Annotated in this window: 22 protein-coding genes; 14 read left to right on the top strand and 8 right to left on the bottom strand. The window is 34.3% G+C overall.

Annotated elements, in window-relative coordinates:
* Positions 1-27 precede the first annotated feature (27 nt).
* Entirely contained in the window at positions 28-318 is a 291-nt protein-coding gene (locus tag CVO_RS00985) for a hypothetical protein (RefSeq protein WP_159569490.1), read from the top strand.
* Positions 305-1,054, top strand: coding sequence for a TRM11 family SAM-dependent methyltransferase (locus CVO_RS00990; protein WP_159569492.1), 750 nt, complete (start codon positions 305-307; stop codon positions 1,052-1,054). The genes CVO_RS00985 and CVO_RS00990 overlap by 14 nt, the downstream gene beginning before the upstream one ends.
* 31 nt (positions 1,055-1,085) lie before the next feature.
* On the opposite strand, the gene CVO_RS00995 is transcribed toward CVO_RS00990, so the two are convergent.
* Entirely contained in the window at positions 1,086-1,793 is a 708-nt protein-coding gene (locus CVO_RS00995) for an SDR family NAD(P)-dependent oxidoreductase (RefSeq protein WP_159569494.1), read from the bottom strand.
* A gap of 199 nt (positions 1,794-1,992) precedes the next feature.
* Here CVO_RS00995 and CVO_RS01000 point away from each other — a divergent pair, with 199 nt between their 5' ends.
* The 6 genes from CVO_RS01000 to CVO_RS01025 are packed head-to-tail and all read left to right on the top strand — an operon-like array spanning position 1,993 to position 8,125.
* The gene (locus CVO_RS01000) at positions 1,993-4,230 is read left to right on the top strand and encodes an AAA family ATPase (protein ID WP_159569496.1); all 2,238 of its coding nucleotides are present in this window, start codon (positions 1,993-1,995) and stop codon (positions 4,228-4,230) included.
* Positions 4,231-4,289: 59 nt separating this feature from the next.
* Entirely contained in the window at positions 4,290-5,159 is an 870-nt protein-coding gene (locus CVO_RS01005) for a TIGR01777 family oxidoreductase (protein ID WP_159569498.1), read from the top strand.
* Positions 5,160-5,165: 6 nt separating this feature from the next.
* Entirely contained in the window at positions 5,166-6,374 is a 1,209-nt protein-coding gene (locus CVO_RS01010; protein WP_159569500.1) for a cation:proton antiporter, read from the top strand.
* A 55-nt stretch (positions 6,375-6,429) separates the two neighbouring features.
* Complete coding sequence (gene amrA, locus CVO_RS01015) at positions 6,430-7,002, top strand: AmmeMemoRadiSam system protein A (RefSeq protein ID WP_159569502.1); 573 nt, start codon at positions 6,430-6,432, stop codon at positions 7,000-7,002.
* 24 nt (positions 7,003-7,026) lie between these two features.
* The gene (gene amrB / locus CVO_RS01020) at positions 7,027-7,818 is read left to right on the top strand and encodes an AmmeMemoRadiSam system protein B (protein WP_159569504.1); all 792 of its coding nucleotides are present in this window, start codon (positions 7,027-7,029) and stop codon (positions 7,816-7,818) included.
* Complete coding sequence (locus CVO_RS01025) at positions 7,811-8,125, top strand: cupin domain-containing protein (RefSeq protein WP_152300017.1); 315 nt, start codon at positions 7,811-7,813, stop codon at positions 8,123-8,125. The genes amrB and CVO_RS01025 overlap by 8 nt, the downstream gene beginning before the upstream one ends.
* Before the next feature lie 6 nt (positions 8,126-8,131).
* Here the strand turns inward: CVO_RS01025 and CVO_RS01030 are convergent, their stop codons facing one another.
* From CVO_RS01030 to CVO_RS01040, 3 genes are read right to left on the bottom strand one after another with little or no spacing between them, the layout of a single operon-like run.
* Positions 8,132-8,989, bottom strand: coding sequence for an ABC transporter ATP-binding protein (locus CVO_RS01030; RefSeq protein WP_152300016.1), 858 nt, complete (start codon positions 8,987-8,989; stop codon positions 8,132-8,134).
* A complete protein-coding gene (modB, locus tag CVO_RS01035) occupies positions 8,986-9,681 on the bottom strand; it encodes a molybdate ABC transporter permease subunit (protein WP_159569506.1) in 696 nt (231 codons plus the stop codon). Before modB ends, CVO_RS01030 begins: the two co-directional genes overlap by 4 nt.
* On the bottom strand, positions 9,674-10,075 hold the full coding sequence (locus CVO_RS01040) for a TOBE domain-containing protein (protein ID WP_152300014.1): 402 nt from the start codon (positions 10,073-10,075) through the stop codon (positions 9,674-9,676). The genes modB and CVO_RS01040 overlap by 8 nt, the downstream gene beginning before the upstream one ends.
* A 209-nt stretch (positions 10,076-10,284) precedes the next feature.
* On the opposite strand from CVO_RS01040, the gene CVO_RS01045 reads away from it, so the two are divergent.
* The 3 genes from CVO_RS01045 to CVO_RS01055 are packed head-to-tail and all read left to right on the top strand — an operon-like array spanning position 10,285 to position 12,733.
* Positions 10,285-11,361: a CNNM domain-containing protein gene (locus CVO_RS01045; RefSeq protein WP_152300013.1), complete on the top strand. Its 1,077-nt coding sequence runs from the start codon at positions 10,285-10,287 to the stop codon at positions 11,359-11,361.
* 11 nt (positions 11,362-11,372) lie between these two features.
* Positions 11,373-12,218 carry an N-carbamoylputrescine amidase gene (gene aguB / locus CVO_RS01050; RefSeq protein WP_159569508.1) on the top strand — a complete coding sequence of 282 codons (846 nt, stop codon included), beginning with the start codon at positions 11,373-11,375 and terminating at the stop codon, positions 12,216-12,218.
* A gap of 41 nt (positions 12,219-12,259) precedes the next feature.
* Complete coding sequence (locus CVO_RS01055; protein WP_159569510.1) at positions 12,260-12,733, top strand: DUF2780 domain-containing protein; 474 nt, start codon at positions 12,260-12,262, stop codon at positions 12,731-12,733.
* 55 nt (positions 12,734-12,788) lie between these two features.
* Here CVO_RS01055 and CVO_RS01060 read toward each other — a convergent pair whose 3' ends face one another.
* The 3 genes from CVO_RS01060 to CVO_RS01070 form a co-directional block, all read right to left on the bottom strand.
* Positions 12,789-13,727, bottom strand: coding sequence for a DUF234 domain-containing protein (locus CVO_RS01060; protein ID WP_159569512.1), 939 nt, complete (start codon positions 13,725-13,727; stop codon positions 12,789-12,791).
* 12 nt (positions 13,728-13,739) lie between these two features.
* Positions 13,740-15,011, bottom strand: coding sequence for a Y-family DNA polymerase (locus tag CVO_RS01065; protein ID WP_159569514.1), 1,272 nt, complete (start codon positions 15,009-15,011; stop codon positions 13,740-13,742).
* Between the two features lie 115 nt (positions 15,012-15,126).
* Entirely contained in the window at positions 15,127-15,945 is an 819-nt protein-coding gene (locus CVO_RS01070) for a restriction endonuclease (RefSeq protein WP_159569516.1), read from the bottom strand.
* An 82-nt stretch (positions 15,946-16,027) separates the two neighbouring features.
* Between CVO_RS01070 and CVO_RS01075 the strand changes: the two genes are divergently transcribed.
* The 3 genes from CVO_RS01075 to CVO_RS01085 all read left to right on the top strand — a co-directional run bounded on the left by CVO_RS01075 (position 16,028) and on the right by CVO_RS01085 (position 17,509).
* Entirely contained in the window at positions 16,028-16,660 is a 633-nt protein-coding gene (locus tag CVO_RS01075; protein WP_159569518.1) for a transglutaminase-like domain-containing protein, read from the top strand.
* Positions 16,661-16,812: 152 nt separating this feature from the next.
* Positions 16,813-17,139: a type II toxin-antitoxin system HigB family toxin gene (locus CVO_RS01080; RefSeq protein ID WP_241690980.1), complete on the top strand. Its 327-nt coding sequence runs from the start codon at positions 16,813-16,815 to the stop codon at positions 17,137-17,139.
* 1 nt (position 17,140) lies between these two features.
* Complete coding sequence (locus CVO_RS01085; RefSeq protein ID WP_159569520.1) at positions 17,141-17,509, top strand: helix-turn-helix domain-containing protein; 369 nt, start codon at positions 17,141-17,143, stop codon at positions 17,507-17,509.
* 49 nt (positions 17,510-17,558) lie between these two features.
* On the opposite strand, the gene CVO_RS01090 is transcribed toward CVO_RS01085, so the two are convergent.
* A complete protein-coding gene (locus CVO_RS01090) occupies positions 17,559-18,362 on the bottom strand; it encodes an ion transporter (protein WP_159569522.1) in 804 nt (267 codons plus the stop codon).
* Between the last annotated feature and the right edge of the window lie 122 nt (positions 18,363-18,484).

Consider the following 18,484-nt stretch of genomic DNA (forward strand, 5'->3'; position numbering starts at 1 on the left):
TATTTAATATTATTTGAGGGTAAAGCTATGAAAAAAACATACTATGAATCACTTCATGTTGTAGATGCTGATGTTTTGGAAGAAGAAGAGTTGGCGGAGAATTTTCTTTTTCAAGGGAGTAAAAATTGGGATCTGTATTTTTTAGAAGCTATCCCAAATTTAGAATCTGAGTTGCTTGAGAATGTTTCACTTTTGGAGTTTGAGGAAAAATCAGAGTTTGAAAACTATTTGCAGAATAATCAAATATTGGATTATTCGCTTGAACATATAGAAGAGCTAAGCAAATATTTAATATTGGCTGATAATGGTAAAGATTAAAAAACTCAATCCCGAAGAATTTGAACAAGAGTGCACGACGGTTTGGAGCTTTAGGCGTCGTGGCAATTGGGCTACGCATAATTCAAAGTATAGAGGAAATTGGGCGCCAGAAGTTGTAAGAAACCTTATTTTGAGATATTCAAAAGAGAAAGATTGTTTACTAGACCCGATGATTGGCGGTGGAACAACTGCCATAGAGTGCAAACTTTTAAATCGCCATCTTTTAGCCTTAGATATAAATCCACATGCCATAGAGTTAACGCAAAAAGCACTTGAATTTGAATGCGAATACAATCCTAAAATAAGAGTCAAGCTTAACGACGCAAGAGATTTGTCAATGCTAAAAGATGAAAGTATTGATTTTATTTTAAATCATCCACCTTATGCGGATATTATAAAATATAGTGAAAAACAGATTGAGCAAGATCTCTCAAATATACATGACTTAGAAAAATTTTGCGACGAGATGGAAAAGGTCGCACATGAGCTTTATAGAGTTTTGAAAAAAGATAAATATTGTGCCATTTTAATAGGAGATACGAGAAGAAATAAAATGTATCAACCTATGGCGTTTATGGTAATGCAACGATTTTTAAAAGCAGGATTTGAACTTAAAGAGGACATCATTAAACATCAGCATAATTGCAAGGCTACTGGGTTTTGGGTAAAAAAAAGCAAAGAAGCAAATTTTTTACTTATAATGCATGAACACTTGTTCATATTTAAAAAAGGCTGATATATAAACAAGAGAGTTAAGGTGTAAAACCTTAACCCGCCACTGACATAGCGAAATCAGCTTCTACGCCTTTTGGGTCGGTTGATAGTCTCTCTTTTATCATCTTTGCAAATCCATCTGGATATATCTCAAGCTCTTGAGTGGCAACACTTTTTATAACCTCTTTTGCTACATCCATCGGGTCTGCTTTTGGCATGTCGGCGCCTTCTGTCAACCTTGTATCAATTGGTCCGGGGAAAACCTCATATACTTCGCTGCCATAAGCTTTTAGCTCTGCTCGCAAAGCCTGAGTAAAGGAGTGAAGAGCACTTTTTGAGATGGAGTATTCTGCCATAATCGGGAGATTGCAAAGAGCTGCAATGGAGGAGATATTGATAATCTGCATTTTATGCTCTTTTGCGTACTCAAAGTAGCTTTTGCAGAGATTTGCCGTACCTTTGTAATTTACTTCCAGATCATGATAGTTAGCGCCAAAAACTCTTGCGTTGGAGTTGACGCCTGCATTGTTGATAAGTACATCGATATCATTTGCTCTCTCTTTTGCAGCCTGCACTGAAGCAGCATCAGTGATATCAAGCTCTAAAAGTTCAATATTGTTTCTGTTTTTTAAATGCTCAAGAGTCTTTATATCTCTTGCTGCCGCATAGATCTTTTTTGGGTTTTGTTCCAAAAGAGCCTCTATAAAAGCATTTCCCAGTCCGCCGTTTGCACCTGTAATTAAAATTGTTTTATTTTGCATAGTATTTCCCTTTAAATAAATGAATTGTGATGGTAACACAAAAAGATGTCTGGATATTTAAGATCATTATAGATAATCCGATAAAATCATATTAAGCATACAAAACAGAGGTGTATCTTTAACTTTTTAGCTATATAAAGGCATAATATATTCGTAAAAATATCCACAGTTTATATACAAAAATAGATAGGTTTAAATATTGAGCGAAACTCTAATAGGTCAGATTGACAAAATACTCTTTGAAGAAGATGGTTTTTTTATAGCTATTTTAAAAACAGGTGAGAAGATCAGCGGTTCTTATTATGAGAGCGATATAAAGCATATAAAAGGTTCTGCCGTAACATTAAGAGGTGTTTGGCATGAGCATAAAAAGTATGGTAAAACCTTTAAGTTTGAATATATAAAAGTAAATCAAAATGAGCTTTTTTTCTTTTTAAATAAAATTGTAAAAGGTTTTACAAAAAAGCTCTCTGCTGAATTGATTGAGCATTTTGGTCCGGAAAAACTGGTTGATATTTTAGATAACGATATAGAAAAATTATTAGAATTTAATGGTATAAAAGAGAAGCGGCTTAAAAAAATTCAAACATCATGGAAAAAGTTTCGTTCTATGCGAAAAATAGGGGAGTTTTTAGCTCCATATGATGTCTCCTCTACGCTTTTGACCACTATTGCAACATCTATGAGAGATGTTGATGAACCATGTGCAAAAATAAAAAACAATCCATATATTCTTACTTCTATAAATCAAATCGGCTTTAAAAGAGCAGATGAGCTGGCTCTAAAGATGGGTGTGAAAAAAGATGATGAAAACCGTATAAGCTCGGCTATGGATTATGTGCTTTTAAATTATTGTGAGCAGCAGGGCAACTCATGTGTTTCAAAAGAGATACTTTTTGGCGAGCTTAATGAACTTCTTACTTTTAGCGACAAAAACTATCTTTATGAAGCCACTCTTATTGAAAGAGTGAGCGAGGGAAGTATTGTTTTGATGAAAAATGATAGAGTGTCTCCAGCGCGTCTTTATGATGCGGAGAAGTTTTTATATGATGAGTTTAAAAGAAGAACAAATCAGGACAGCGGCGGATTTGTAAAAGATTTGGATATGTTTTTAAAAGAGCATGAGCTTGAGCTCGGCGAACAGCAAAGAGAGGCTGTGCAAAAGATAAACGAGGGTGCTTCATTGCTTTTTTTGGTCGGATATGCGGGAACTGGAAAGAGTACGACTTCTAAAACAATCCTTGATCTGTTAAATACAAAATATGATTCAAAAGAGATAATAACATGTGCTCTTAGCGGTATAGCATCGCAGCGCATTGCTGATACAACCGGTTATGAAAGTGCAACCATCCAATCGTTGTTGATGAAGTTTGAAGAGAGAGATAATTTTCCATACTCAGTAGTATTGATAGATGAAGCTTCTATGATAAACTCTTCTCTTTTTGCAAGACTTGTCTCAAAAATCAATAAAAATGCAATCATTATAATTGTAGGAGATGATGCGCAGCTCCCTCCCATTGGTGCGGGAAATATTTTGAGTGATGTTTTAACTCTCGAGCTCGCACCTATTGTAAAGCTTACAAAAATATATAGACAGAGTGAAGAGCAGGCAATTACGCTTATAGCAAATGATATACGAAAAGGTATAGTGCCGGAGTATAAAAAGAGGTATGAAGATTTTGAATTTATAGATGTAAGCATCAGCAACTATTATGCGCTTAAAAATCAGCTCTCACAAAATGAACTCCAAGAGATAAGGGAAAATAACTCGGCACAAATTATTGCAGAAATTGTTCATAAAGTTATAGATTCTATTGAGAAAGCAAGATATAGACTTAACAACAAACAGATAAAAGAGTATTTAAACTATTTTCAAGTAATAACTCCCATGAAGGGCGGAACACTGGGTGTAAATAATCTTAACAAAATTTTGCAGGAGTACTTTAATCCAAATCCAAAAAAGTGTGTAAAAAAAGGCGCTTTAGAACTTAGACTTATGGATAAAGTAGTCCATATTAAAAATGAAAATATGACATCATGGAGCAGTGAAGAGTTTAAAAACGGTGAAGATTCCGCTCAAAGGCGTATCTATAACGGCATGAGCGGACTTCTTTTTAGGATAGATGAGGAAGATGAACAAGCGTTCGTTTTTTATCCGAATGAAGATGTGGTGGTTGTATATGAGCATGAAGAGTTAAAATCATATCTAATGCTCTCTTATGCTTTAACTATTCACAAAGTTCAAGGCATGGAGTATGATATCGTTGTGATTCCCATGACATTTTCCCACTATATTATGCATAATACAAAACTACTTTACACCGCTATTACAAGGGCAAAGCATAAATGTATTTTAATAGGTGAAAGCATGGCTTTTGAGAGTGCATGTAAAAAGTTTGAAGTGACAAGAAGAGATACTGTCTTTTTAGAACTATAAGCACTTTTTTATAAACATAAACTTATAATCAAAACTATATCTGTTTTGAGGAGTTTTGAATGTCGATAGGTAATAAGCTGAAAATTGTTATATGCGGTAAAAGCGGTTTAGTCGGCTCAAAATTGGAAGAGTTGTTTAATGCAAACCATAATGAATTGATTGGCTTAAAAGTACGAGAAAATACAAGTGTGGAGAGTATAGCACAGCAGTTGGAGAGTAGTGATATTATTATCAACTTAAGCGGAACAACCATTCTTGCAAGATGGAGTGATAATTATAAAAAAAAGCTCTATAGCAGCCGAATTGATACTACGAAAAAACTTGTTGATGCCATGGAGATTTGTAAAGAGAAGCCGAAACTTTTTTTAAGCGCTTCGGCAGTTGGAATATATACATCAAATATTTCTCACGATGATAACTCTAAAAATTTTGCAGATGATTTTTTATCTTTGCTTTGCCAAGATTGGGAAGCTGAAGCTTTAAGAGCTGAAGATTTTGGTGTAAGAGTGGCTATTATGCGATTTGGAGTTATTTATGCCAAAGAGGGCGGAGCAATGCAAAAAATGCTGCCACCTTTTAAGATGGGAGTAGGGGGAAGATTAGGAAGCGGAGAGCAGATGGTTTCATGGATACATATCGATGATTTGCTAAGAGCTATTGAGTTTATTATGAAAACACCTGAGATAAGAGGTTCTTTGAATTTTACAACGCCTTATCCTCTCTCAAACAATGAGCAGACAAAAATTTTAGGCAAAGTTTTAAATCGCCCTTCATTCTTTTGTGTTCCTGCTTTTTTAGTTAAATTGATTTTTGGAGAGGGTGCGCATGTTGTTCTTGATTCAAAAGAAGCTTACCCTACAAAATTGCTTGAACATGGGTTTAAGTTTCATTATGAAAAATTTGAAGATGCGCTTAAGAGCATTGTATAATAATTTATGGAAACACTTCTATATATAGGTTTTCTTTTTGTACTTGGCGCTCTTGTTGAGCGCTTTAGTTCAACATTGTATGTTCCAAAAGTAGTAGGTTATTTGATAGCCGGTTTAGTTGTCGGTCCTGAAATTTTGGGAATTATACCTTATTATTTTGTGGAAAATTCTCATATTATTACAAATTTGGCACTTTCTATTATTGCTGTTTTAGCGGGTGCAACGCTTAAAATATCAAATCTTAACGGACATGCAAAAGAGATTGTTTCTATAACTCTTTTTCAATCTATGACTACATTTGTTGTTGTAACCTTAGGCTTTATTTTTATAGGTGATTTTTTTGGTTTTTCCATTACTCAAACGATAGTAACAGCTTTAATTTTAGGAGGCATTGCAACTGCAACAGCTCCTGCTACGCCTCTTGCAGTTGTACATGAATTTCGTGCTAAAGGCATTTTTACTTCAACGCTTCTTGCCGTTGTAGCTGCGGATGATGCCATCTCTTTGATTATATTCTCTTTAGCACTTACTGTAAGTCTTACGCTTATAGGAAGTGATGTTTATGGTTGGGAAAATATTGCCAATGCACTTTTTCTTATAACTTTTAGTGCTTTTTTAGGAGTAGTAGCTGCTTTTATAAATAAAAGTTTTGAAAAACTTTTTGCGCATCGTAAAGGGATGGAGACCATCTCTACATTAGGATTGATATTTATTGTTTACAGTCTTAGCGAATTTTGGGGGCTGGAGCCGCTTTTAAGCGCTATGGTTATGGGAATAGTAATGACAAATATTTCCAAAGATTTTGATATAGTCGAAGAGGAGATTGACAACCATTTGGCTGAGATTATTTTTATGCTTTTTTTTATTATCTCTGCCATGCATCTAAAATTAGAAGCACTTTTCTCTCTCCCTTTGGCTATAGGAGCATATGTTTTATTAAGATTTTTTGGAAAAGTCGGGGGAAGTTATGTTGGAGCTCTTGTTTCTAAAAGCAGCCAAGAAATAAAAAAATATTTGGGATTGGCTCTTATGCCGCAAGCAGGAATAGCTATAGGTTTAGTACTCTCATTGCAAAATCAAAGTGGGTTTGAGTCATTAGCCCCCACGCTTTTAAATATTGTTATTGCGGCGACACTTATCCATGAAATTGTCGGTCCGTTTATGACAAAGTTTGCACTCAAAAAAAGCGGAGAAATGTATAAAAATGTAATTTAGTTATTTATAAAGTTTATAATTGTAAAATAATTAAAAGGCTAAAAAGGGAGTTAAGATGCTAGACTCTATATTACTGCAAATCGCCAAAACTGCAATCCTCCACGAATTTAATAACTCTTATACACTTGATAAAGAGTCTCTTTTTAGAGACTACCCGTTTTTAAAAAAGGAGGGGGCGACATTTGTAACAATAGAACATAGTCATCATCTTCGCGGGTGTATAGGTTCAATAATTGCGCATCGTTCACTTTATGATGATCTTGTTCAAAATGCAGTTTCTGCAGCATTTCATGATCCAAGATTTCATCCTCTTAATGAAAGGGAATTTCCAAATATATCCTTGGAGGTTTCAGTTCTCAGCAAACCTGAAATTTTAGAGTATGATGATTTTGATGATCTGCTTACAAAAGTGAGTCCTGATATAGACGGACTTATTTTAAATCACAATGGTCACCAAGGAACTTTTTTGCCTCAGGTTTGGGAGCAGATAAAATCTCCAAAAGAGTTTTTAGAGCATTTAAGCATAAAAGCAGGCCTGACTCCATTGGTGTATCAAGAGCATCCAACTATATATAGATATCATGTTGATGCCATAGAGAAAAAATTTGATGATATTTTATCGCTTTAACAGTGAAAATCGAGGGAGTTTAAAATGAAACGAAAAATGAGTGTAGAGGGCTCTTTTTATCCGGCAAGAGCTGTTGAAATAGAGAGATATTTTGAACATTTTAGTGCAGTTTATGATGAAGAAAAAACTTTACCGGCTGTTAAAAAAATAAAAGCTTTGATAGTTCCGCATGCAGGGTATATTTATTCTGGATATACTGCAAATATAGCGTATAGAATTTTGCAAAAAAGTAAAATAAAAAAGCTTGTTGTAATGGGACCATCTCATAAAATGGCATTTGAGGGAGTCTCTTTATGTGGTTTCAGCTCTTATGAAACACCTTTTGGAGATATAGGGAGTTCAAATTTTTTGCTGCAGAAAATAAAAGAGCAGTTTTCTCTTTCATGCACTTCTCAGGCACACATGGAACACAGCACGGAAGTCCAATTCCCTTTTATAAAACACTATATTGAAGATGCAGAGATAATAGAGTTGGTTTATTCATATGCAGATGCTGAGAGTTTATCTAAAATCATAGATTTTGTTTTAAAAGAAGAGGATTGCGGAGTTATAATAAGCACTGATTTAAGTCATTTTCATACCCTTAGTAATGCTGTAAGATTGGACAATATTTGTCTTGAAGCAATTGAAAATATTGAAATAAAAAAACTTCAAAAAGGTTGTGAAGCATGTGGTATATTGGGTGTAGAGGCTTTATTGCTGAGCGTTAAAAGACTTGGACTAAACTCTCTTTTGCTTGATTATAGAACTAGTGCAGATGCCAGTGGAGATACAGAGAGTGTCGTCGGATATGTGAGCGCATGTTTTTATGAGTAAAAATATATTTAAAAATATTCCTAAACCATCAGAAAATGAATTTTTTGAAGAGCTTATCTCAAAAAATGGGATTAAAATAGAAAGAATTATTTCACATGGACATAAAAGCAGTCAATTTGAGTGGTATAATCAAACCAATGATGAGTGGGTTATTCTGCTTCAGGGGGAAGCTGTTATATCATTTGAAGATGAAGCAAGCGTTAAACTTTTTGCTGGAGATTTTATCAATATACCTGCGCATAAAAAACATAGAGTCTCATGGACAAAGCCAGATGAAGACACTATTTGGCTTGCAGTTCATTACTAAAAAAAATTACTTTATTGATGTAATTGTAGGGCTAAATGCCTTTGTGCCAATGTTGACGATATTTCCAACTTTTAGGTTTTTAGCTTCATCTTGACTTACCACCACTTCAACAAGTTGATTTGCTATCGCGATAACAGCTATAAAAATAACATCAACCTTTATTATGTCGAGTATTTCTCCCTCAAAAGAGAATTTTTGACTTCCGTGAGTTCGCAGTAAAACATCTTTTGGTGTTCCATCATTTATGATTTTTCCATTTTGCAAAACTACAACACGCGAAGCGAGTTTATATATTTCGCTTGGGTCATGACTTACCATAATGGTGGTTGTTTTAAATTCATGATGGAGTGAAAGAATCTCATTTTGAAGTTTCGTTCTCATATAAGGATCAAGCGCGGAGAGCGGTTCATCCATTAAAAGCAGTTTTGGCCTGTTCATCAAAGCACGGCAAAGAGCAACTCTTTGTTTCTGTCCGCCGCTTAAGGTGTTTGGATATCTATCTTTTAGTTTGCTAAGTTCTGTTATCTCTAAAAGATGCTGGGCTAACTCTCTGTTTTTGGATACAAAAAGAAGGTTTTCAATAACGCTCATATTTGCAAAAAGTGCATAATCCTGAAAAACAAAACCGATTCCTCTTTTTTGTGCGCTGAGAGCAAATTTATCTTTTAGCCAAAAATCATTACCTATTTTTAATTCGCCGTTAGCATCTTCTAATCCGGCAAGTATTCTTAAAAGTGTTGTTTTTCCGCTTCCGCTTTGTCCTGCAAGCGCCACAAAATCACCGGTTTTTATGTCGAGTTTTATCTCTAGGAGCATATTTGTTTGGATGCCGTGAAGTCTTTTGTTTATATCTATATTTATCATTTTATAAATCCGGAAAATTTTTGTTTTCGGTTAAAAGCATAGACTCCAAGAAGTACAAAAAAGCTTATTATCAACATAATGGCACTATAGATATGAGCAGATGTGTAGTCCATAATCTCAACCATTTCATATATTGCTACAGATGCTACTTTTGTCTCTCCTGATATGCTTCCCCCAACCATTAGCACAACTCCAAATTCTCCAACCGTATGGGCAAAAGTCACAATAATAGCTGTTATAAGCGAAGGTTTCATATTTGGAAGAGCTACTTTTAGAATAGTCTCAAATTTATTTTTTCCGCTTATATATGATGCTTCAAGAATATTTTTATTGATAGATTCGAAACCGCTTTGAAGCGGTTGAACCATAAAAGGCAAAGAGTAGAAACAGCTTGCAATTACAAGACCTGTAAAGTTAAATACAAGTTTTATGCCAAAGGTATCTTCAAAAAAAGCTCCAAGCGGAGAGTTATGAGAGAGTGAGAAAAGTATATAAAAACCTAAAACTGATGGTGGTAAAACAATGGGCAGAGCAGTTGTAGCTTCAATAAAAGGTTTTATTTTTGATTTAGTCTGCGATAAGTACCAAGCAAGAGGCAAGGATAAAATAAAAAGTATAATTGTTGTTATGCCGGCTAATTTAAAAGAGAGTAAAAATGGTTCAAATTCTATATTTTGAAAAGATTCAATCATTTAAAATCTCCAGTATAGAAAGCTCATTTGCTTCTATAAAAACTGTTATAGTTTCTCCTACTTGTAAATTCATTTTTTGACACGACTCTTTTGTGATTATGGACTCAAGCAAACTGTCATAAACTTTGACAGTTACACTGCTTAGCAGTTTTCCGCTGTCGATATTTATAATTTTCGCTTTAAGTTGATTTGAGTAGCTTATATCGCCGTTAAAAGATTTGGCGATGCCAATATGCGTTGATTTTGTAGAAAGTTTTATTTTTGATTCAATTTTAACATCTTTATTAAGTTCTAAGCTCATCATAATAAGTGTTGTTTTGTGAAAATCAAATTTTACAATATTTAAATTTTCAACACTCTGTATCTCTTTAACTTTGGCTTCTATAGTGTTCATTATCTTTTATCTTTTTTATATTCTATTTGAATAATAACATAAAAAACCAACTAAAATACAAAACGATAAAGATATGTTTATTGAGATTTTGAAATCAAGAAATAACTTAAATGTGTTATAATGTCTATAAAAAATCAAAGGAAATTTTAAATGACCCAAAGCGACCCGGCCTCGCGTAGTTTCACCCATGTTTGCATAGGAGCAGTTCTATGACTCTTCTCATTGTTTATCTCTCTCTTGCCATTTTAGTATCATTTTTGTGTTCAATCTTAGAAGCAGTTTTACTCTCAAGCACAAACTCATATATAGAAAGTTTATCAAAAAACTATAATGACAGCCTAGTCAATAAGCTAAAAGGCTTAAAATCAAATATTGATAAACCAATTTCATCAATTTTGACAGTTAATACTTTTGCTCACACAATGGGTGCCGCAGGTGTCGGTGCTCAAGCTCAGATTCTCTTTGGAGAGGAGTGGCAGGCGCTTGTAGCTTTTGTTATAACGCTTCTTATCTTGTACTTATCGGAGATTATCCCAAAAACCATAGGCGCACTTTACTGGAAAAAACTTTTAGTTCCCTCTGCATACATCATCTCGTTTATGATGACTATCAGCGCGCCTTTTACATGGTTTTCATCATTCTTGACTAGCTATATTTCAAGAAATAAAAAGCATCAAAGCAATTTTTCGCGTGATGAAATTATGGCTGTTGTTGCTATGGGTGAGAGAGAAGGGGCAATCCTTAGCAAAGAGAGTGATTTGATAGAAAATCTTTTGAAACTTAAAAATATCAAAGCAAAAGATATTATGACGCCTAGAAGCGTTGTTTTCGCTCTTTCTGCATCAACAACTATTGAAGAAGCAGTAGAAGAGGATCGTATGTATATTCACTCTCGTATTCCTGTTTTTAGAGAAACGCTTGATGATGTTGTCGGTATTGTTTTTAGTCAAAGAATTCTTGAAGAGAGCAATGAAGACAATGATAATATAACACTGGAGAGCATTTCTCATGAAGTGCACATGGTTTCTGAAAATATTCCTGTTCCAAACTTAATTGATCAGTTTGTAAAGCGTAAAACTCATCTTTTTATAGTTTATGACAGTTATGGGCAGACAGTCGGTGTAGTTACTCTTGAAGATGCTATTGAGACGCTTTTGGGTGTTGAGATTGTAGATGAGATGGATGAGATTGAAGATATGCAGCTTTTTGCAAAGGATAGAAGCAAACAGTTTCAAGATAGAATGAAGTTTGAAAGAAAAAAAATAGAAAAAGCTAAAAATACTTAACGAGGATAAAGATGGTTAAAGTTAGCGCTATTCAGATGCAAATGAGCGAAGATAAAGTTGCAAATGTCGATAAAGCTGAACAATTAACGAGAGAGGCTGCCGCAAATGGTGCGCAGATTATACTTCTTCCTGAGCTTTTTGAGGGTTTGTACTTTTGTAAAGATATGGATGAGAAGTACTTCTCATGGGCAGCGCCAAGAGAAGAAAATAAGCTTATAGAGCGCTTTTCTGCTTTGGCAAAAGAGCTCCAAGCAGTTATTTTGATTAGCTATTTTGAAAAGAGCGATGAGGGTTATTTTAACTCTTTGGTTGTTGCGGATGCAGATGGCAGGGTTATGGACAACTACCGCAAAACACACATTCCAGACGGTCCTGGATATGAGGAGAAGTTTTACTTCAAACCTGGTAATACAGGTTTTAAAGTTTATGATACAAAGTACGCAAAAATAGGTGTCGGCATCTGCTGGGACCAGTGGTTTTGTGAAACGGCAAGAGCTTTAACACTTATGGGAGCGGAGATAATTTTTTATCCGACGGCTATTGGAAGCGAACCTGAAATCGGACTTGATTCAAAAGAGCATTGGCAAAGAGTTCAGATGGGACATGCCGCGACAAACACCGTTCCTGTGGTTGTTGCAAATAGAATCGGCGAAGAAGCAGGCGAGAGTTGCAGCTTAACCTTTTACGGTTCATCATTTATAACCGATTACACAGGTGCAAAAATCGCTGAAGCTTCAAGAGATAAAGAAGAGATAATATATGCTGAATTTGATATAGAAGAGAACCAAAAGCAGCGTTATTATTGGGGACTTATAAGAGACAGACAGCCAAATGCTTATGATGTTATTTGTCATTAGCAATTTGTTATAATTAATAAATTATTGAAAAAGAGGAAAAGATGAAAAAAATAAATATAGTAGTTTTAGTTTTAGGAGTTCTTATAACACAATCATTTGCGTTTGATATGGGTTCAATGTTAAAGTCTGCTGCTCCGGCAGTTGCACAAAGCGTAGCGCCGGAAACTACATCAACACTGCAAAACAATACTCTTATAAACTCTCTTAGCTCATCACTTGGAGTTACTTCGACTCAAGCAATAGGCGGGAGTGCTGTTCTTTTAAACAGTGCAAAAAGTAAAATGGATTCAAATCAATTTTCACAGCTTACAGAACAAACTCCTGGTTTTGGTGATATACTAAATAGCAGTGCAGCAACTTCACTTTTAGGAAGCAGTACGCCACAAAGTCAATTTGAAGCACTTGGAATGGATAGTTCCATGATAAAACAGTTTGCACCGATTATACTTGATTATGCAAAAGGTTATGTATCGCCAGAGATAGCAAGCGCACTTTTAAGCGCATTGTCTTTTTAAATATACCTCGTTTAACTTAAAACTAATTTGATAGAGTCAGTGCTAAAAGATTAAGTTAGAAAAAATTATTTACTATTTCTTCTTTTTTTGCACTTTTTATAAGCACTTCAAAATCATTTGCGCTGTAGAGGGAGAGTTCTCTTCCTTGATGGCTTAGAAGCTCTTTTGAGAAGCCTCTTTTAGAGAAAAGAACAGCTTGAGTCGGCTCAATGCCAAGTTTTTTACACTTGTCTAAAAGCTTATGCCACTCGCTTTTATTGACTTTGTGATTTGACCATTTGCACTCTGCTACATAAACTTTTTCATCTTTTGTTATGGTAAGAATATCTATCTCAACATTTGCATCCCAGTAACTTCCTGAACTTAAAATCTGAGAATCTCTTAGGTTGTAATTGAGCAAAACTTCAGACAGCTCTTCAAAAACCAGACTGGTATAGCTGTGTCTTCTTTTGTGAAAATCTTTAAAAAAAGTCTCATATCTGCTCGCTTCGATCTCTCTTGCATGCGGTGCGATAAAATAGAACCAAAATCTTATAAACGGGTGAGTAAAGAGAACTTTGTGAGAGATTCTGTATCTTGCCACTTCTCTTTTTAATTTGCCTTTTGGATTTAAAGAGCGGGCAGGTTCTTCTCTTGAGAACTCTATTTTAATCAACCCTTTTTGCTCTAAAAAGTTAAGCGCACTCCCACCGTTTGCATTGTTAAGTCCTGCTCTGTTAAACGCAGAAAATATTTTTCTATCACCCACAGCCAAGGCTTTGAGCAGACGAAGACACCCCTTGTCTGCTAATGTCAAATCTTCTACTTTTTTTCTAAGCAGCACAAAATTATTTAGAATCAACTCTTCTATTAAAAAATCTATATCTTTAGTTGTATCTATTTCCCATCCGAGTCCGCCGAATATTGAAAAATATTCAATTAGCGTCTCCATATCATCAGGTGTGTTTCTTGAGTAAAATGAACGAAATTGTTCTAAGAGTCTATTTTTTATCATCGATTTATTCTATCATAATTCACTTCCCCATTTCAACATATCTATGCCGTATTTTTCTCGTATGTTTTGTGAATATTCTGTTAGTTTTTGCATTTTTTCTTCATCTGCAAAATTTAGAAGCGATAACTCCTTTTTTGACTCTCTTGTAAAGCTTGAACAGTTGATGCTTATACGAATCACATGCAGTCTTTTGTAGATATCGGCTTCATTAAAAAGAGTTAAACATAAAGAGTCAAATTTTTTTTCTGTAAATATTTCACACAAAGTGATATTTTTATGTGATTTTTGACTCATTTCATAGTTGATGGATAAATGAAAAACCGTGGGAATAACTTTTAGTTTTAAGATGGCAAAACTAAGATGGCGGGCTAGAACATGTACTCTTCTTCTAAGTTCTTCTCTATCAAAGAGCGGGTCAAATGTTCGTGAAATTCCGATGGATTTGCGTATATGTTTTGTATGGATTTTATCATCACTCAGTCCGCAAACTCTGGCGTAAAGCTCTTTTGCGTAAGGAGTCCATGACTCAAGCGTTCCTCTTCTTCTGCTCAACTCCCCAAGCGTGTGAATCTGCGCACTTTGGAGTTTTGCCTTCATACTTTTGCCGATGCCTGCAAATGCACCGACCGGAATCTCTTCTATAAAACCTCGCATCTCATAATGGCGGACGACTTTGCAGCCAAAAGGTTTTGCGTGAGAAGTGGCAAGCTTGGCGATGTAGCGTGTTGGAGCCGCTCCTATGGATACGGGAAGTTTTATAACCTCTTTTATTTCATGTCGTAATTCATCGATAAATTTAGGTATATCCTCATCATCTATCCATCCGCTAAGATCGCCGTAAAACTCATCTATGCTTGCCTGCTCGACAAGCGGAATTTTGGACGACAAAAAGTCGTGAAGCTCATGTGAGAGTTTTTGATAAAGCGACATGTCGGGAGCCTTTATAATGAGATGAGAACAAAGAGTGAGCGCTTCTCTTATACTCATGGCAGTCTTAATGCCGTAGGCTCTTGCTTCGTAACTTGAAGTGGTTAGTATGCCGCGAACTCTTCCATCTGCATCTTTAAAAGCGTTTATATCATCATCACTTTTTTCATAAGCTTTGTAGAAAGTAGGAACAAACGAGCCTGAGTTTTCAAAGTTTACACTCTGTTCTTTTGCATCTTTGTTAAATATTTTCGTATCACTCCGCCCGCCGATGGCAACAGGTTTGCCATTTAAAAAAGGTTCCTTAATGCGTGCGGCACTTACAAAAAAGCAGTCTATATCTATGTGTATTTTCATAGGTTAATTATAGATAAATTTGAGAGTGGAGGTTAAAAATATGTCAAATTGCAAAAAAATATTCTCTAAAAGTGGAGGTTCATTCACATTGTAGTTTGTTAAAAATTTACTTAACTCAATTTATTATCTCAAAAGGAACACACTTATGATGGATGTATTTATTATTTTGTAAATACGCTAATGCACTCTCACTAATTGTTTCTTTATGAGCAAATATGTAATGAAACCCAAGTTTTTTATCTATTAAACCATTATCCAAAACAAATTTAAAACAATTGCCAAAAAAAGCTTTTATATCTTTTGCATTTATTTCTTGATAACCAGTCTCTTTCCAGTTTTTACATTGTATTAAAAGAGTTGTATTGTCTTTGTAAGCTATTAAATCTATACCTTCATCTTTTACACCATTTTCGATGCCGTTATATTTTATTTCATAACCATTTTGGATATATTTTTGAGCTACATATTTTTCATACTCTCTTCCTGCATTTATTTTTCTTTGGTTTTCAAATTCAAAATTGCTAGTTATATAATCCCACTGGAATAAGTAGTGTAAACTTTTTTGTCTAAATACGATACCGTGATATTTAAGAGTTTTTGGCAAATCATTTTCTGAATAAATAAATAGATTCTTTAAATCCGTTTCCCATCCTGCTGGATTATTTTCAATTGATTTAATGCTTCTGTAAATTACCCTTGACACTCGATATAATTTGTCAAAATTTATATTTGTATCATGTTTACCTAATGTATCTGTGAAATCTATGTAGCTATTATCTTCTTTGTATAAATAAACAGAGATATTACCAACCAAGCAAGCAACTAGTTTTTTAATATCTTTTATACTTGTAGGTTCTACAATCATATTAGTATATGTAAAATTTTTAACTTTTTGAACTATGTAATAGTATGAAAATTTATTCTCATTATCCACCTATAAACTCCTTTTTCAAAATGTTATTTAACAACATCTATGATATTATAATGTTCCTTTAATTTATAAAAAAGTTGATTTTATGAAAAATTATATTAAAAAAAATATTCATATATTTCCAATTGTGATATTAAGTATTATATTTGGTTTGATTGTTTATAAAAATTTAGCTGTAGCGAATAAAAAAACAAGAATAGATAGAGAAAATTTGACAAATATCTATTATCAAAACAATGTTTGCTTAGACGATAATGTTAAAAAAATTGGATTGGTTTTTGTTGATGAGTGCGGTAATAGAGATGATGAAGTATGTATAGTTCAAGCTACTTTAGATTTTGTTACAAGGATAGAGTATAAAGTTAACAATGGAACAGCAAAAAAACCTATAGACACCATCACAAAAAACTATGGTGATTGTGATGATAAATCCAATTTATTATCATCAATTTTGAAGTCATTGGATATAGAAAATTATATTGTTATTGTTCCAAATCATGCATTTGTAATAGTACAAATTCAAAATGATTTGCATAAAAAACTTACTCGACAAAAAGGATTATATATCAATGGACAAAAATTTTATATTTTAGAAACAACTGCAAAAAATTCAAAAATTGGATTTGAAAATATAAAAAACATATCTGATATAAAAGCTATTATTGAGCCTTTTGAAAATAAAAAGATTGATATTTTGGATATGGAATATAAAATTTAAGCAAGTATCATATAATTTTTTCTCTTCATCGTCCTCCGATGGGAATGTGCCCTGAAAAAAATGCCCTTGGGTGCATACAAGAACTACAACTTACGATAAAAGTTCCTAAGCTAGAAACCAAAAATCTGCATTGACATATAATACTTGACATATTGTCAAGAACAGAGTACAATAAACCCATGAGAATTATTTCCAATAAAACATTGAAGCAATTTTATGAAAATCCTTTGTATAGCGATAGTAAGTCTTCGCTACAGAGTTGGTACCATGAGGCTGTAAAAGCTTCTTGGCAAACTCCAAATGAGGTAAAGACTCAATATAAAAATGCAAGTATTATTAGAGATAGTAGAGTTGTGTTTAATATACATGGAAACAAATATAGATTGATAGTTAAGATAAATTATTATGCTTCAATCATATTTATAAGATTTGTCGGTACACATAAAGAGTATGACAAAATCAATGCAGCGGAGATATAAAATGAATATAAAACCTATTAAAAACGAGCAAGATTATGAGGGTGCGCTTCAGAGAGTCGAGGTTCTTATGGATGCCATGCCGGAGAGTGAAGAGTTTGATGAGCTTGAAGTGCTCACAACACTTATTGAATCTTATGAGACAAAGCATTACAAGATAGACGCTCCAGATCCGATTTCAGCCATCAAGTTTAGAATGGAGCAAGAAAATCTCAAGCAAAAAGATTTAGCTGCCGCACTCGGAGATGAAACGAGAGTCTCTAAGATTTTAAGCGGGCAAAGAGAGCTAACAGTGACAATGATAAGAAATCTGCACGAGCAGTTTAAAATCCCTTTTGAGAGTCTGTTCGGGAGAGAAAAGCTCGCTCACTAAGCAATTTAATAGCATAAATTTTTAAATCTTAACTAGAGAAAACAACTCTCTAGCTCTTCAAACTCGCTTTTAGCAGACTCTTTAGCTCCGCTATCTCTTCTCTAAGCATCGCTAGCTCGCTGTTTGTGTGGTTTTCGGCAACATGTACCTCTTCTACAATGTGCTCCTCCTCCTCTTTGTTTATGATTGCCATGGCGTCAACTACGATAGCGACTATAAGGTTTATCATGACGAAGGTTACGACGAAGATAAACGGGACAAAGAATGTCCATGCCAGCGGGTAAACTTCCATGATTGGGCGTACGATTCCCATGGACCATGACTCTAGCGTCATAATTTGAAAAAGGGTGTAGAAAGATTCGCCGAGCGTTCCAAACCACTGGGGAAACTTCTCGGAGTAGAGCTGCGTTGCCATAATGGCAAAGATGTAGAAAAAGAGGCTCATTAGCGCGGCGATGGAGAGCATGCCGGGGATAACGCTTATAAGAGCCGAGACTATTTTTCTCATCTGCGGTACGACTGTGACCAGCCTAAAGAGTCTAAGTACTCTTAAAACCCTTAAGATTTCAAATCCTGTACTCAGCGGAACAAGTGAAATAGCAACTATTGTAAAATCAAAAAGACTCCACGGGTCTTTAAAAAACGATATTCTGTTAACATAGATTCTTAAAACTATTTCTATAGTAAATATAGAGATAACAAATGTGTTAAACAGTGAAGCAAATAAACCAAAACTTGCTACAAACTCTTTTGAAGTTTCCAATCCCATCGTTATGCCATTTAAAATAATGAGATAGGTTATAAAATTTACAAAGCTTTTGCTCTCAACTACTGATTTGATTTTGCTGTACATAAAAGTCCTCTGATTTTTTTGCAATTTTATCAAATTTAGTGTTTTATTATCTCTTTAAATAATGATTTTTTCAAAAAAAGCAGTTAAATTTAAGCAGAAGTTTTGTGATTTGTAATCTTAAG

Origin of the sequence: Sulfurimonas sp. CVO (assembly GCF_009883775.1) — a bacterium.
In the GTDB taxonomy this organism is placed as follows: Bacteria; Campylobacterota; Campylobacteria; order Campylobacterales; family Sulfurimonadaceae; genus Sulfurimonas; species Sulfurimonas xiamenensis.

What these genes read in the sequence shown, in the direction of transcription:
- CVO_RS01040 (WP_152300014.1), bottom strand. Translation starts at nt 10,075, where the DNA reads ATGAACACTATAGAAGCCAAAGTTAAAGAGATACAGAGTGTTGAAAAT.
- CVO_RS01010 (WP_159569500.1), top strand. Translation starts at nt 5,166, where the DNA reads ATGGAAACACTTCTATATATAGGTTTTCTTTTTGTACTTGGCGCTCTT.
- amrB (WP_159569504.1), top strand. Translation starts at nt 7,027, where the DNA reads ATGAAACGAAAAATGAGTGTAGAGGGCTCTTTTTATCCGGCAAGAGCT.
- CVO_RS01085 (WP_159569520.1), top strand. Translation starts at nt 17,141, where the DNA reads ATGAATATAAAACCTATTAAAAACGAGCAAGATTATGAGGGTGCGCTT.
- CVO_RS00995 (WP_159569494.1), bottom strand. Translation starts at nt 1,793, where the DNA reads ATGCAAAATAAAACAATTTTAATTACAGGTGCAAACGGCGGACTGGGA.
- CVO_RS01030 (WP_152300016.1), bottom strand. Translation starts at nt 8,989, where the DNA reads ATGATAAATATAGATATAAACAAAAGACTTCACGGCATCCAAACAAAT.
- CVO_RS01005 (WP_159569498.1), top strand. Translation starts at nt 4,290, where the DNA reads ATGTCGATAGGTAATAAGCTGAAAATTGTTATATGCGGTAAAAGCGGT.
- CVO_RS01060 (WP_159569512.1), bottom strand. Translation starts at nt 13,727, where the DNA reads ATGATAAAAAATAGACTCTTAGAACAATTTCGTTCATTTTACTCAAGA.
- CVO_RS00990 (WP_159569492.1), top strand. Translation starts at nt 305, where the DNA reads ATGGTAAAGATTAAAAAACTCAATCCCGAAGAATTTGAACAAGAGTGC.
- CVO_RS00985 (WP_159569490.1), top strand. Translation starts at nt 28, where the DNA reads ATGAAAAAAACATACTATGAATCACTTCATGTTGTAGATGCTGATGTT.
- CVO_RS01025 (WP_152300017.1), top strand. Translation starts at nt 7,811, where the DNA reads ATGAGTAAAAATATATTTAAAAATATTCCTAAACCATCAGAAAATGAA.
- CVO_RS01055 (WP_159569510.1), top strand. Translation starts at nt 12,260, where the DNA reads ATGAAAAAAATAAATATAGTAGTTTTAGTTTTAGGAGTTCTTATAACA.
- CVO_RS01045 (WP_152300013.1), top strand. Translation starts at nt 10,285, where the DNA reads ATGACTCTTCTCATTGTTTATCTCTCTCTTGCCATTTTAGTATCATTT.
- aguB (WP_159569508.1), top strand. Translation starts at nt 11,373, where the DNA reads ATGGTTAAAGTTAGCGCTATTCAGATGCAAATGAGCGAAGATAAAGTT.
- CVO_RS01090 (WP_159569522.1), bottom strand. Translation starts at nt 18,362, where the DNA reads ATGTACAGCAAAATCAAATCAGTAGTTGAGAGCAAAAGCTTTGTAAAT.
- CVO_RS01075 (WP_159569518.1), top strand. Translation starts at nt 16,028, where the DNA reads ATGAAAAATTATATTAAAAAAAATATTCATATATTTCCAATTGTGATA.
- amrA (WP_159569502.1), top strand. Translation starts at nt 6,430, where the DNA reads ATGCTAGACTCTATATTACTGCAAATCGCCAAAACTGCAATCCTCCAC.
- CVO_RS01065 (WP_159569514.1), bottom strand. Translation starts at nt 15,011, where the DNA reads ATGAAAATACACATAGATATAGACTGCTTTTTTGTAAGTGCCGCACGC.
- modB (WP_159569506.1), bottom strand. Translation starts at nt 9,681, where the DNA reads ATGATTGAATCTTTTCAAAATATAGAATTTGAACCATTTTTACTCTCT.